Here is an 11866-nt window from a genome sequence, read left to right as displayed (position 1 = left end):
CCTGCCCTTCGTAGCTTCAGCGAAGAAGGGCTCCATCGATGCGATGATGAACGGGGGAGAGTGCGAGGCCTGCCAGTAATCCCCCATTTCACTCGGTTTTTAACACGCAACTTAAACTGCTTTAACTTCAGAATGTCTCTATCTCACTTATTGAAGTATTTTCCGACTGGGTACGACCGAGGGGAGAAGCAGATTTTAAACGAAGTCTTTGTTGCTCCCCATCAATTAGCCTCAATCCTGGGGGCTCCTTCAGGTAATCCGCGAATCTTGGTTGGCCGTAAAGGCGTAGGGAAAACTGCGCTTTTAGAACACTTAAGCTCGGTATATGAAGAGGCGGGAGTCCCAGTCCTTTTCATACGTCCTGAAGATATCGACACAGATCAAATTGGAGATAAGACAGATATAGCATCTCTAAAGAAATGCATTTATGATTCAATCATATCATCGATCGCATCTAAGATTGGTGTTGGACTAAAGGGAATGCTTTCTGGAGATAAGGCAGCTCTATATAATGAGGCGGTATCTTCGGGAAAGCGAGATGCTAGCTTTATCGCTAACATACTTTACGTGATCCAAACCATAGGTAAGCCAATCGCTGATTTGGATGGGCCATCCTTAGTGAAAAAGCTGTCTCCTTCGAAGAATTCTTCTGCTCTGAGTTCAGCTATGGATTCCTATTTCAAATCGAATAAGACTACAGCATATTTGTTTATTGACGATACTGACCAGATTGCTTCGCCTGAAGATCCGTCGCATAAAAATAGGATATGGGCGTTAATTTTAGCGTTAAGGAAGATTTCTCAAGATTGTCCTGAGCTGAAGTGTATAGCTACGTTGAGAACTGAGGTTTGGCTGAGACTTACCAAAAACGAGAAAGGCCAGAGAGATCAGATTGACCATATCCGACCGTTAATTATTCCCATGCGCGCGCCTGAGAGTCACATGATTGAAATTGTCCATAGAAGGATACATAGGGCAGCTCAGGAGATCGACCCTTACATATCAGAACAAGATGCATTTGGACTGTTCTTTGAAAATTCTGATGTTAAGTTGCCAACTAGTAACAACGAAAGGCGGAGTTGGGAGGCTTTCTTGATAAAAAACTCAAGAGAACGGCCTCGAGATACGGTTCAGTTGATCGAACGACTCATAGGAAGTGCATCTCAAAGAAATTCCTCAAAAATTGGAGATATTGACGTTGATAGAGTGATGTCAGCATACTCTAAAGATAAAACCGAGGACTTGGCAGTTGAAATGGGAGAGATATGCTCCAACTTTCTAGAGGTGGTAAGAAGTTTTGCGGGTAAAGACTTTGACTGGAAATTTGAAGAGTTACATTCGTTTCTCTCGAAGCTTCCGTCAAAGTTCGGTCTTTATGTTTTTGGTTCACCATTAAAGCCGGAAAAGGCAGAGGATGCTTTAATTCTTTTGAGTATTCTTCACGAATCGGAATTCATCAACTGCCGAGTAAAGGATAAAAGTAAACCCCTCGGTTATAATCATATTAATTTTCTGGATGATCCTCATTTTGTTCAGAAAGACCGGTGGAACGAGTTACAAAATACACTATGGGAGATTCATCCCGTCTTTAGGTCTTTCCTGCTTTCTTGCTAGCGTATCGTCAGAATTTCTGATCTTGACCACATCGCACCAATAGTGTTCATAAGAACCCATGAAGAATCGTCCTCAATCCTCGGCTTCCCATTCCGGCCTCACCTGCATAGAGATTTGCTCGGGAGCCGGTGGGCAGGCGATTGGGTTGGAGAGGGCAGGGTTTGAGGCCTTAGCGCATGTGGAGTTTGACCGCCATGCCTGTGAGACGCTTCGCCTGAACCGTCCGGACTGGAATGTGGTGGAAGGGGATGTGCGTGATTTCTCGGCGAAGGAGTTCAAGGGCGTGGATCTGCTGGCCGGCGGCGTTCCCTGTCCGCCCTTCTCGAAAGCGGGAAAGCAGCTCGGTTCCAACGACGAGCGCGACCTTTTCCCCGAAGCCCTCCGCCTGGTGGACGAATGCCGCCCCAAAGCCGTCATGCTGGAGAATGTCCGCGGCTTCCTGGATGCCGTGTTCACCGATTACCGGATGAGCCTCAAGAAGGATCTCAAAGCCATGGGCTACGAGGCCAGTTGGCATCTTCTGAACGCCTCGGACTTCGGCGTCCCGCAGCTCCGCCCCCGGGTCGTCGTCGTCGCCATCCGCAAGGATCTCGTTTCCAACTTCTACCCGCCCATGCCCCTGACCGATGGCATCCCCACCAAGACCGTCGGCGAAACCCTCGTCGATCTCATGGCCGCCAACGGCTGGGAAGGCGCCTTGAAATGGGCGGCGGAGGCCAACGAAATCGCCCCGACCCTCGTCGGCGGTTCCAAGAAGCACGGCGGAGCCGATCTCGGCCCGACCCGCGCCCGCAAGGCATGGGCATCCCTCGGCGTCGAAGGGAAATCCCTCGGCAACGAAGCCCCGCCCAAAGGCTTCACCGGAGTGCCAAGGCTCACCCTCCGCATGACCGCCCGCATCCAGGGCTTCCCCGATGACTGGCAATTCGCAGGTGGCAAAACCGCCGCCTACCGCCAGATCGGCAACGCCTTTCCGCCACCGGTGGCGTATGCCGTCGCATCACGGATCAGGGATGCCATCAAGGCCGTCGCGAAACCGGCGAGCGCAGCAGGTTGACTAACCGCCTGATTGTTTCCTGGCCTTGTTCTTTTTCGCACGGTCGGCCTCAAAACGGCGTGCCGCCTCGCTCAAATCGTCTGGAAGATCGACCCAGTTCGTGAGACGGTAGTTGCTCACCGTCCGCTTCTCGATCTTGGTGTTCTTCGTCTCTATATCCAGTCCGAGATAACGAAGTTCCCGCAACCGCTTGCGCCAATCGGTCTGATAGTCTTCGAAATTCGCCACGAATTCCAGCAAGTCGCAATCCACCCATTCACCCGACTTCGCGTGAAGCATCTCCGCAAGACGCCGATGGACGGAATCATGGGTTAGGATGGTCTCCATCAGGCTGGGATCGAAACTGGAAAAGTAATTCCGCTTGCCCTCGTTGCATCCGCTGCAAAGAGCCCACAGGTTTTCCTCGTTGCTCGGCCCGCCCCACTCCCTCGGGATCTTGTGGTCGATGTGCAGTTTGATTTTATCCTCGTCAACGGTTCTTCCACACATCCGGCAACGACGGCCATCGCGGTGGATGATCTTGGCGCGGAGCGTCTTTGAAATGACGCTGTAGTCGTAGTCATCCGTATTCCGCTCCTTTACGAATTGGTAGATGAACCTGCGTCCAGCGCGCTTTGTCGCGATCTCATAGTAGGGGTAAAGCTCCCTGAGTCGCTTATCCAGGTGTTGCTGGCCTTCGATTCCACCGAGCTCCCGTATCTGTTCGATATCCAGCCCATCCGGATTCTCCCGTAGCAATTTGAGGATTTCCAGGTGGATCGCGGAGAGTGGCTTTTTCTTCGGCATCGGATTCATTTCCTGGGGTTACCCTTGCCGGTCATCAGCCACTGGAGATCAACCTTCAAAACCTCCGCAATGGTCGGGAGTTCGAAATCGAATACAGCTCGATTTCCACATTCGATTTTCGTGATCGCCACCCGGTCAAGGGACAGGCCTTTTGCAGCAAGGCGACCTGAGAGCTGGTCTTGGGTAAGCGGCGGATCGAAATCCAGACGAGCGCGCCGTATTCTTGGCCCGACGATGTTTTTTGGATGATCCGTCCGGCTATTGGGCAGCTTCACACCGCGAGGCTACATATCCATGCATGATCGCGAGTTCTAAAGAAGAACATTGTTCTTGATCCGAACATGGTTTTTGCTCGAGAATGTCGAAGTAAAAAGCCAACTCCCCGATGACAACACCTCCCCATGATCCCGGCCTGATCGTTCCCACCGATGGCTGGGAAAACAACTCGTGGACGAACGGTGATCGGGCAGACTCCGCAAGGCAGGCTATCGAGTATTTCGGGCAACAAAGGGGCATGGATACTGACGAGGAGACTCTTTCCATCGATCTGCTCACGGACATTCTGCATTTCCTGCACTCAAAGGGAATCGATCCTCAGAAAACCGTGAATATGGCCATGATGCACTACGAGGCGGAAGCCACCGGATGATCTGCCGAGAACAGAAGGGGAGCCATCCCAACACTTCGGGAAAAACACTATGCCAAAAAAATCGCATGAAAGAAAGGCAGGTGGCGAGCTGGACGACTTCCACCGCCACGAAGCACTGGATCGGGTGTCGGTGTGGCTGGATCATTTTTCCGAACACATCGCAGCTCATCCCGTGATTTCCAGTTCCCCGGACTTTTCCGCTCGGTGCGAAAAAATCACTGACCTCTGCGGTGCGCTTTATCAGGCGATCGGCCAGGAAACTCACGCAATCGAAGCAGGGAAGATCCGCGCCATTCGTGATCATTCGTGAAATTCGTGGTTCAATTCTTACCCCATGCCCATGACCTCCAAAAAATCCTTCGCTCCCGTCATCCTCTACGCCGAGGACGCCGAAGCGGTCCACGACGCCTTGCTCGCATCCGGCCATACCGATCTGGCGCAAAAGATCCGCCTGAAAGCGAATCGCAGTCGTCTCGACAAAATGTATGCCGAGCACGTCGTCTGTGGCAGCGATGATGAATTTGATCACGACGATGAACCCGTCATTTCCCAGGGTGCAAGCGGAGCATACGTGATGGTCTGGCGATGGGTTTCCAAAGACGATATCCGCGAAACGCTAAGGGAGAAGAAGTGCGGGTGATGATATTCGAACTCATGACCGCCGTCAGGCGCCGGTGGTCAGGCGATTGGGTTGGAGAGGGCAGGGTTTCTGGAAGAAGTGCCGAGTGATCAGTGATCAGTGATCAGTGGGAAGAGGGCATTCGATGTGGTGGAAGGGGATGTGCGTGATTTCTCGGCGAAGGAGTTCAAGGGGGAGAGGCTGACACCAGTCTGCCATGACCATCGTTTCGCGTGGCAGACTGGTGTCAGCCACTCCCAATGCCTCCAGCTCCTCCATTGACAGCAACGGGGAATCGGAGCACCCTCAAGGCAGTGAAAACCCAGCCGCCATCCCGGGAATCTACGGCCATAAACGAAGCGCCTTCGAAGATGCCGCTCAAGCCGTTACCAGTGGAGAAAGTTCGCGCCCAGGTGATCCAGCACCTTGCGGAAGCGAGATCCGAAATGTTCTCCGAAAACTACGGCCGCTTCACCGGAGACGACCGCTCCTGGGACATCTCCTTCTGGCAAAAGCAAGGCCCGGCGGCGATTTTCGATGCCATGTGGGGAATGATCAAGGACCACCGCCTGCTCACAAAAAACGATGCTACAGAGCCAAGACTTCAAAGAACTGTTGAGCGTTTTGGCAAGGCATGAGGTGCGCTACCTTGTGATTGGCGGCTACGCCGTCATGCTTTACTCGGAACCCCGCTGGACAAAAGACCTCGATCTTTGGATTGCCATTGATCCCACCAACGCGCGCGCCGTCTTCAATGCGCTCAAGGAATTCGGTGCCCCTCTCACCGGCCTCACCACAGCGGACTTCTCCGAACCCGGCTATTTCTACCAGATGGGCAACCCTCCCTTGCGGGTCGATGTCATGATGGAAATTCCCGGCGGCGACTTCAACGAGGCATGGAAGAGGCGCAACACCGTTTCCATCGGAAAAGACCCGATTCATTTCATCAGCCGGGAAGACCTAATCTCTGTCAAACTCGCCTCGGGACGCGATCAGGATCTCAAGGATGTCGATGCGATCAGAAAATCCAAGCCGGACGCATAAGGTGCTTCATCGCAACATTCCAGCCTCAGAAATTGACACAAGATCCGAAAACTGTTCAAAAGAACCCATGAAGAATCCTCCCCAAACCACGGTTTCCCAGTCCGGCCTCACCTGCATAGAGATTTGCTCGGGAGCCGGTGGTCAGGCGATTGGGTTGGAGAGGGCAGGGTAAAGAAGTGCCGAGTTAGCAGTGATCAGTGATCAGTGATCAGTGGGAAGAGGGCATTCGATCTGGTGGAAGGGGATGTGCGTGATTTCTCGGCGAAGGAGTTCAAGGGCGTGGATCTTCTGGCCGGTGGGAGTAGGTACGTCCCGCGCCTTGGGGGCTGGCGGGCGTCGCGCCCGGTGTGGGAATAAGTCGATTACGGACGGCGGGACGCCACCGGTAACTCAAGGTGCGGGGACGCACCTACTCCACTCGGAGGGAATCGATGTGGATCAAGTCCTCCGCTCGTCAAAGAGGCACTTTGAAGACGAGGCGGGAGAGCCGCTTTCCGCCTAGCCAAAGCGGGATAAACGCTTATTCTTCCACCATGTCAGCATCACTTAGAGCAATCGAAGCCACGGTCTCGGAGGATGGCACCGTCACGTTGGCGGAGCACGTCACCGGCCCTTGCAAGGCTGTCCTGACCCTGCTTGTGGAGGAACCAACGCCGAACGCAACCACTTTGGAAGCGATGAACGAGCCGTCGGAAGGACTCCAGCGCTACAAGACCGCCTCCCAAGCGAAAGCATCTCTCGGCATCTGATGAGGGAAATCGTATTCAAGAAGCAGTTTAAGAAGGACGTTGAACGGATCAAACGCACGGGGCGGCCCATGGACAGGCTCGCCGAAGCCATCGATCTCCTCGCCGAATCAAAGCCGCTACCGCCCATCAACAGGGATCATCAGCTCGTTGGAAACATGAAGGATTATCGGGAATGCCATCTTGGTGGCGACTGGCTGCTCATCTACCAGGCAACCGAGGAAACTGTCACCTTCATCCGCACCGGCACCCATACCGAACTTTTCGACTGAACCACCGCCCCCACCTGCATCGAGATTTGCTCGGGAGCCGGTGGTCAGGCGATTGGGAAGAAGTGCTGAGTGCTGAGTGATCAGTGATCAGTGGGAAGAGGTAGTGAGAAGTGGGAAGAGGGCATTTGATGTGGTGGAAGGGGATGTGGGTGATTTCCCGGCGAAGGGGTTCAAGGGCGTGGATCTGCTGGCCGGCGGCGTTCCCTGCCCGCCGTTCTCGAAAGCGGGTAAACAGCTCGGCTCCAACGACGAGCGCGACATTTTCCCCGAAGCCCTCCGCCTGGTGGACGAATGCCGCCCCAAAGCCGTCATGCTGGAGAATGTCCGCGGGTTCCTCACCGGATGTGAATTGGCTTGGTTCCGCTGACTCCCATTTCTGATTTTTCGGCCACTCTCCTCTCGTCTTCCAAAGGCAGCGCTTCAATCTTTCGCGACAGTGCATCGCTTCGGGCTGAGATTGCTTTTCCAGAAAGATTCAGAAAAACTCACACCTCATGCTTTCCGAACTTGATCTGCTCCTGGATGTCACCCGGCGACTCGAAGAGGCTGGTCTGGAATATATGCTGACAGGCTCCATGGCTCTGAACCACTACGCCCAGCCCCGGATGACGCGGGACATCGATATCGTCATCGCGCTTGGGCTGAAGGATCTTGAAATCCTCCCAGGTATCTTTGGAGAGGAATTCTACTTCAGCGAGGAGGCGGCGAGGGGAGCCGTGCTCGAGCAATCGTCTTTCAACGTCATCCACAACGAGAGCCTGATCAAAGTCGATTTCATGATCCGGAAACGCGAGGACTACCGTCTCGTGGAGTTCGGCCGGCGCCAGAGGATAGCGGTGATGGGGCAGTCCCTGTGGATTGTCAGCAAGGAGGATCTCATTCTCTCGAAGCTCGATTGGGCGAGGGAATCCGGGAGCGAACGGCAGCTCTCGGATGTGGAAAATCTCCTCGCAACAGGAGCCGATAACGGCTACTTACAGACATGGTCTCAAAAATTGAACCTGACAGATATGCTGACACGGGTTTCTCGATAGCGGATACCCCGGCCGACCTGAACAAACATCTCTTCGATCGCATGATGGAGAAATCAGGGGCGGAGCGTCTTATGATCGGTTGCCGGATGACAGATACTGCCCGGGAACTCGTCTGGTCTGGAATTTCCAAAGAGCTGGCCGAACCAAAGCGCCGACAGATCTTCCTCGAAAGGTTCTACGGTGAAAGTCTCTCCATTGCCCACTGATCACACTCACCTGCATTGAGATTTGCTCGGGAGTCGGTGGGCAGGCGATTGGGAAGAAGTGCCGAGTGATCAGTGAGCAGTGGGCAGTGATCAATGGGAAGTGATCAGTGAGGAGAGGGCATTCGATGTGGTGGAAGGGGATGTGCGTGATTTCTCGGCGAAGGAGTTCAAGGGCGTGGATCTACTGGCCGGCGGCGTTCCCTGTCCGCCCTTCTCGAAAGCGGGAAAACAGCTCGGCTGATCCACTGAGACCCCGACAGGGTTCCTACACTAGGGAGAGGCTGACAGTTCTTAAGAGTTTTAACCACGGATTGCACGGATGGGCACGGATAAGAGAAGGCGAGATAGGGAATTTGCTCTCCTGTCAGGGTATCGTCCTCTCGGGAACTGATTTACCATGTCATTCTTACGCGTCCTCATCCGTGAACTCCGTGCAATCCGTGGTTCAATCATCTTCGCACTCCCTGTTGTAAGAACCTTGGTGACCCCGAGTTGGCTCCGAGCTTGCAAAATTGCCTCCCGCAACTAGCCTGATGCGATGAGAAACATCCACTACACGCTTTACCGGGAGGACTCCGATTACGTGGCGCAATGTCTCGATCACGATGTCTCAAGCTTCGGGGCGAGCGAGGCGGAGGCTCTCGCCAACCTCAAGGAGGCACTCGAACTCTACTTCGAGGATCTTCCGGAATCCACACCCACGCCGAACATCTCAGGTGTGACCGTGGGCGAGCTGGCGATCGCATGACCCACCGCGCTCCCGATGCCGAAGCGCCTTTCATCCGCCGAGTTCATCCGCATCCTCACGGATCACGATTTCCGCTTCATCTCACAAAAGGGCAGCCACACGAAATATCGGAACGCGCTCGGCCAGACGGTCATCATTCCCCATCCGCGCAAAGACATCCCGATAGGAACCCTCCGCTCCATGATCCGCCAAAGCGGATTGCCGGGCGAACTCTTCGATTGAACCACCAGCATGAAACCGGAAGACCTTTATCATCGCTTCGTCCGCTGGTCGGAGGAAGATCAATGCTACATCGGCTATTGTCCGGATCTCTATGAAGGCGGCGTCTGCCATGGAGAAAGCGAGGCGGATACCTACGCCCGACTCTGCGGCATCATTCTCGACGAAACCGAGCACCGCAGCGCCAACGCGGAAACCCTCGCGGCAATGAATGAAACCGTGGATGGTCTCCCTCGCTACCCAACCGCTGCCGAAGCCAAAGCCGCGCTGGGCTTCTTGCCATTCGGGTCTGTCCTCGCACCGGGCAGTGGGAGGACGATATGAGCGGGGTGAATTCAAAGCCCAAGGAGCCGAGAATCATTCCCGGAACCGGGAGGCTTGCGCTGAATCTTCTCCTGAGTGCGAAGGTGGCGAAGTTCTGCGGGATCAAACCACCTGAGTTGGTGAAGATGGCAAATCAGGAGGAATGGGAGGGGAGCGGGCACCCGTGGTTTTCAAATTGGCGCTGCGAGGAGGCTTTCGGAATGAAAGGGACGAAGGAGAAGGTGATTTTGGTGACGAATGAACGATCCAGGTATTCGGTTCTCATCCGGATTCCCGGGAAGGATCCGAAGGCTCTGCTGGTTGCGGTTCATTCCGCAATCATGCGGTCATTTGACCGATACGATGTGCCACGCCCTGCGAGAGTCGAGCTGATGATCCGAACCCTCTCGGGTGCCGCGCGCAGTCTGACATCGTTTCAAAATCAACTGATGTACCATTTGGATCATTTGGTGGATAGGGGGGAATTCGAATTCCTTGATGATCTGGAGGTTCCGCTCAATGACTGTCCCACGAAGATGAAAGGGGAGTATGAGATTCCTGCCCGTGTTTTTCCGAGACTGTGCGAAGGTGATCCGCCATTCGGTTCGGATGGATCCTCGAGTGTGATCGTCCCGTTTTTGAATTGAATGGGGTCATTTCCGATTGGCGCAGGACTATGTCGGATTTCGTGAAACGGGCAGGGATAGTTGCTCCGCACCGTCCGCTCTGTGGCATCGGTTCATCACCCGTCAACATCCTACCCCACGGCTCGTTTGCATCCATCTTGGAAGGCGGGAGGATTCCACTTTCAGCCTGAATCGTGCCGCACCCTTTCCCGGACGGCTTGGAAAGCCATCCCTGCCAAATCATGGAACCCTAGGCTGCGGGAAAGAGGCAAGGGTAGGCGGTCACTTCAATTCGACATTCCCTGCGACCCTGGATTCGTTCCCTACGAAAAGCTCCCCATCGATTTGCATTTTCAGCGTGCCCAGATCCGTTCGATCCGCGATTTCGATCATGGTTCCAACCGGAATCGGGGTTTCTTTTCCCTCGTGGTTCAGGAGGCTGAAACCCTTCGTGCATAGAACGGTTGCCGGATATTCAATCGTTGCAAGATCAAGGGATTTCCAGCCGGAATCCGGTTGCGGTTCGGTGATTGGATCCTCCGTTTTCTGCGCACCCTCCATCTGGCTCCCTTCCTGTCCCCCGGCATTTCCCGAAACTTCCGGCAGGCTCTTGTCGGTTTGGGATTCCGAACGGGTGGCCTGATCATCGGTCCCCGAACCCAGGAATTTTTTCCCTATCACAATCGCCAGGATCAGAACCGCGCAGAGAACGATCAAACGCACGAGTCCACCTAGCTTGCCCGACTTCTTCCCCGATAGATCGATATTCGCCGAGCCTTCCGCTTTGATCAATTCCGCCTGATCGATCAGATAGGATGCCTGCAGCGCCCCCAGGTCCTTGATCAGTTTCTCAGAAAAATACCCGAAGCTCCGGAGATAGCCTTTTTGCCCCTCATCCGCGGGTTCTTCACCTGTTTGTTTTTCCGGGATATTCCTGAGAGCCCCCTTGATATCAGCCATGCTACGGATCCTGCAGCCACGGCCATTCCCATGCAAGTCCGCTTATCTTTGGGGGCAGGCGCCGCATTTCATATTTCCCTGAGATTGGAAAGGGATGGCCCCGTCGCATGAAACTGCTTAGTTGCGTTTCCTTTTGGTCTCGGCGTATTCGCTGGGAAGCATGAAGGTCCAGCCCTCGGATTTCAGGAAATCGAGGATGGCGGCGTAGTCCTTGAATCCCTTTTCGCTGAAGCCCGTGGGGTGGAACTGGATGGCGGCGAAGGTGAGGTTCGGGCTGTCCTTTTTGGCGTAGTCTTCCTTGAACTTTTGGAAATCCGGCTTGCCGGTGCCGTCGTGTTCACCACGCAGGCTCATGGGGAGGAGTATCCTGTCCCTCATCGCCATGGTGGCGGGCGCGCCGGGGTTGCAGAAGACGAGCTTGAGTTCGGGGATTTTGCCGAGGGCTTTCGCGGTGTCCTGGTCCATCGCGTTGAACGGGCCTCCGAAGACCGTGAAATCCTTTCCAAGCGCGTTCTTGTAAGCCGCCTGCGCTTTCTCGAGGTGCTTGATCTGGTGGGCATAGCCGGAGCCCCCGAATTCGGATTTGTTCTTCCCGCCCTCTGTCCAGCGCTTGTGGTCCCACCCATGGTTCCAGAATTCAACCATGCCGGTCGCATCCCATTTTCTCAGCCACTGGTGGTATGCGGAGCCCTGTTTCTCCAGCGAATCGGCGATGATCCCGGCGGAGACCTTGATGCCCTTGTCATGGGCGATTTTGAAACAGCGATCCCATTTCCCATTTGCCGTCCTGACGTCATCGGTTTTGACGATGGCGATGCGTTCGGTGGCCGCGCCAGCCGGGATGGCGAGCGCTAGCGCAAGGAGCAGGGTTTTCATGATGTCCATGAAATCACAATGCGTAAGGGAAAGGCCTTTAGCAAGTGCCCGGCGTAATGAGCACGATAGCAATAGTCTCGACCTCGGCGAACATTCGCGCGTACTTT

General features: G+C 54.5%; 21 protein-coding genes. 17 read left to right on the top strand and 4 right to left on the bottom strand.

The window, feature by feature from the left end; all coding sequences use genetic code 11:
* The first annotated feature begins 132 nt into the window (after positions 1-132).
* Positions 133-1614 (top strand): ATP-binding protein, encoded by a 1482-nt coding sequence (locus HZ994_04820; protein QTN31672.1) that lies wholly within the window; start codon positions 133-135, stop codon positions 1612-1614.
* A gap of 58 nt (positions 1615-1672) precedes the next feature.
* Positions 1673-2671: a DNA cytosine methyltransferase gene (locus HZ994_04815; protein QTN31671.1), complete on the top strand. Its 999-nt coding sequence runs from the start codon at positions 1673-1675 to the stop codon at positions 2669-2671.
* Here HZ994_04815 and HZ994_04810 read toward each other — a convergent pair whose 3' ends face one another.
* On the bottom strand, positions 2672-3457 hold the full coding sequence (locus tag HZ994_04810; protein ID QTN31670.1) for an HNH endonuclease: 786 nt from the start codon (positions 3455-3457) through the stop codon (positions 2672-2674). It lies immediately after the preceding gene.
* A gap of 5 nt (positions 3458-3462) precedes the next feature.
* The gene (locus tag HZ994_04805; protein ID QTN34321.1) at positions 3463-3726 is read right to left on the bottom strand and encodes a helix-turn-helix transcriptional regulator; all 264 of its coding nucleotides are present in this window, start codon (positions 3724-3726) and stop codon (positions 3463-3465) included.
* A gap of 116 nt (positions 3727-3842) precedes the next feature.
* Between HZ994_04805 and HZ994_04800 the strand changes: the two genes are divergently transcribed.
* From HZ994_04800 to HZ994_04730, 15 genes are all read left to right on the top strand, one after another.
* The gene (locus HZ994_04800; protein QTN31669.1) at positions 3843-4106 is read left to right on the top strand and encodes a hypothetical protein; all 264 of its coding nucleotides are present in this window, start codon (positions 3843-3845) and stop codon (positions 4104-4106) included.
* A gap of 49 nt (positions 4107-4155) precedes the next feature.
* A complete protein-coding gene (locus HZ994_04795) occupies positions 4156-4416 on the top strand; it encodes a hypothetical protein (GenBank protein QTN31668.1) in 261 nt (86 codons plus the stop codon).
* A 30-nt stretch (positions 4417-4446) separates the two neighbouring features.
* Positions 4447-4746: a hypothetical protein gene (locus HZ994_04790; GenBank protein QTN31667.1), complete on the top strand. Its 300-nt coding sequence runs from the start codon at positions 4447-4449 to the stop codon at positions 4744-4746.
* A gap of 293 nt (positions 4747-5039) precedes the next feature.
* A complete protein-coding gene (locus HZ994_04785) occupies positions 5040-5363 on the top strand; it encodes a hypothetical protein (protein ID QTN31666.1) in 324 nt (107 codons plus the stop codon).
* A complete protein-coding gene (locus tag HZ994_04780; GenBank protein QTN31665.1) occupies positions 5311-5769 on the top strand; it encodes a nucleotidyltransferase in 459 nt (152 codons plus the stop codon). Before HZ994_04785 ends, HZ994_04780 begins: the two co-directional genes overlap by 53 nt.
* Positions 5770-6302: 533 nt before the next feature.
* The gene (locus HZ994_04775; protein ID QTN31664.1) at positions 6303-6518 is read left to right on the top strand and encodes a hypothetical protein; all 216 of its coding nucleotides are present in this window, start codon (positions 6303-6305) and stop codon (positions 6516-6518) included.
* Positions 6518-6787: a type II toxin-antitoxin system YafQ family toxin gene (locus tag HZ994_04770; protein QTN31663.1), complete on the top strand. Its 270-nt coding sequence runs from the start codon at positions 6518-6520 to the stop codon at positions 6785-6787. Before HZ994_04775 ends, HZ994_04770 begins: the two co-directional genes overlap by 1 nt.
* Positions 6788-6863: 76 nt before the next feature.
* Positions 6864-7154, top strand: coding sequence for a DNA cytosine methyltransferase (locus HZ994_04765; protein ID QTN31662.1), 291 nt, complete (start codon positions 6864-6866; stop codon positions 7152-7154).
* Between the two features lie 127 nt (positions 7155-7281).
* On the top strand, positions 7282-7821 hold the full coding sequence (locus HZ994_04760) for a hypothetical protein (protein QTN31661.1): 540 nt from the start codon (positions 7282-7284) through the stop codon (positions 7819-7821).
* A 41-nt stretch (positions 7822-7862) separates the two neighbouring features.
* A complete protein-coding gene (locus HZ994_04755) occupies positions 7863-8027 on the top strand; it encodes a hypothetical protein (protein QTN31660.1) in 165 nt (54 codons plus the stop codon).
* 79 nt (positions 8028-8106) lie between these two features.
* Positions 8107-8268, top strand: a complete 162-nt coding sequence (locus HZ994_04750; GenBank protein ID QTN31659.1) for a DNA cytosine methyltransferase — start codon at positions 8107-8109, stop codon at positions 8266-8268.
* Positions 8269-8565: 297 nt separating this feature from the next.
* Complete coding sequence (locus tag HZ994_04745; GenBank protein QTN31658.1) at positions 8566-8775, top strand: type II toxin-antitoxin system HicB family antitoxin; 210 nt, start codon at positions 8566-8568, stop codon at positions 8773-8775.
* Between the two features lie 15 nt (positions 8776-8790).
* A complete protein-coding gene (locus HZ994_04740) occupies positions 8791-8997 on the top strand; it encodes a type II toxin-antitoxin system HicA family toxin (protein QTN31657.1) in 207 nt (68 codons plus the stop codon).
* A gap of 9 nt (positions 8998-9006) precedes the next feature.
* Entirely contained in the window at positions 9007-9318 is a 312-nt protein-coding gene (locus HZ994_04735; GenBank protein QTN31656.1) for a hypothetical protein, read from the top strand.
* Positions 9315-9944: a hypothetical protein gene (locus tag HZ994_04730; GenBank protein ID QTN31655.1), complete on the top strand. Its 630-nt coding sequence runs from the start codon at positions 9315-9317 to the stop codon at positions 9942-9944. Before HZ994_04735 ends, HZ994_04730 begins: the two co-directional genes overlap by 4 nt.
* Positions 9945-10205: 261 nt before the next feature.
* Here HZ994_04730 and HZ994_04725 read toward each other — a convergent pair whose 3' ends face one another.
* Together HZ994_04725 and HZ994_04720 are read right to left on the bottom strand one after the other, a co-directional pair.
* Positions 10206-10883, bottom strand: a complete 678-nt coding sequence (locus HZ994_04725; protein QTN31654.1) for a hypothetical protein — start codon at positions 10881-10883, stop codon at positions 10206-10208.
* Between the two features lie 117 nt (positions 10884-11000).
* A complete protein-coding gene (locus HZ994_04720) occupies positions 11001-11759 on the bottom strand; it encodes a polysaccharide deacetylase family protein (protein QTN31653.1) in 759 nt (252 codons plus the stop codon).
* Positions 11760-11866: the final 107 nt, after the last annotated feature.

The sequence above is a fragment of the Akkermansiaceae bacterium genome (assembly GCA_017798145.1).
Classification (GTDB): Bacteria; Verrucomicrobiota; Verrucomicrobiia; order Verrucomicrobiales; family Akkermansiaceae; genus Luteolibacter.
Note: the sequence above shows the minus strand (reverse complement) of the source record. Positions and strands in the feature narration are given on the sequence as shown.

Excerpts from the sequence above, each read along its gene's own strand:
- HZ994_04780 (QTN31665.1), top strand. The coding sequence starts at position 5,311 with ATGCTACAGAGCCAAGACTTCAAAGAACTGTTGAGCGTTTTGGCAAGG.
- HZ994_04795 (QTN31668.1), top strand. The coding sequence starts at position 4,156 with ATGCCAAAAAAATCGCATGAAAGAAAGGCAGGTGGCGAGCTGGACGAC.
- HZ994_04770 (QTN31663.1), top strand. The coding sequence starts at position 6,518 with ATGAGGGAAATCGTATTCAAGAAGCAGTTTAAGAAGGACGTTGAACGG.
- HZ994_04790 (QTN31667.1), top strand. The coding sequence starts at position 4,447 with ATGACCTCCAAAAAATCCTTCGCTCCCGTCATCCTCTACGCCGAGGAC.
- HZ994_04775 (QTN31664.1), top strand. The coding sequence starts at position 6,303 with ATGTCAGCATCACTTAGAGCAATCGAAGCCACGGTCTCGGAGGATGGC.
- HZ994_04755 (QTN31660.1), top strand. The coding sequence starts at position 7,863 with ATGATGGAGAAATCAGGGGCGGAGCGTCTTATGATCGGTTGCCGGATG.
- HZ994_04810 (QTN31670.1), bottom strand. The coding sequence starts at position 3,457 with ATGCCGAAGAAAAAGCCACTCTCCGCGATCCACCTGGAAATCCTCAAA.
- HZ994_04815 (QTN31671.1), top strand. The coding sequence starts at position 1,673 with ATGAAGAATCGTCCTCAATCCTCGGCTTCCCATTCCGGCCTCACCTGC.
- HZ994_04720 (QTN31653.1), bottom strand. The coding sequence starts at position 11,759 with ATGAAAACCCTGCTCCTTGCGCTAGCGCTCGCCATCCCGGCTGGCGCG.
- HZ994_04725 (QTN31654.1), bottom strand. The coding sequence starts at position 10,883 with ATGGCTGATATCAAGGGGGCTCTCAGGAATATCCCGGAAAAACAAACA.
- HZ994_04730 (QTN31655.1), top strand. The coding sequence starts at position 9,315 with ATGAGCGGGGTGAATTCAAAGCCCAAGGAGCCGAGAATCATTCCCGGA.
- HZ994_04800 (QTN31669.1), top strand. The coding sequence starts at position 3,843 with ATGACAACACCTCCCCATGATCCCGGCCTGATCGTTCCCACCGATGGC.
- HZ994_04735 (QTN31656.1), top strand. The coding sequence starts at position 9,007 with ATGAAACCGGAAGACCTTTATCATCGCTTCGTCCGCTGGTCGGAGGAA.
- HZ994_04820 (QTN31672.1), top strand. The coding sequence starts at position 133 with ATGTCTCTATCTCACTTATTGAAGTATTTTCCGACTGGGTACGACCGA.
- HZ994_04745 (QTN31658.1), top strand. The coding sequence starts at position 8,566 with ATGAGAAACATCCACTACACGCTTTACCGGGAGGACTCCGATTACGTG.
- HZ994_04760 (QTN31661.1), top strand. The coding sequence starts at position 7,282 with ATGCTTTCCGAACTTGATCTGCTCCTGGATGTCACCCGGCGACTCGAA.
- HZ994_04740 (QTN31657.1), top strand. The coding sequence starts at position 8,791 with ATGCCGAAGCGCCTTTCATCCGCCGAGTTCATCCGCATCCTCACGGAT.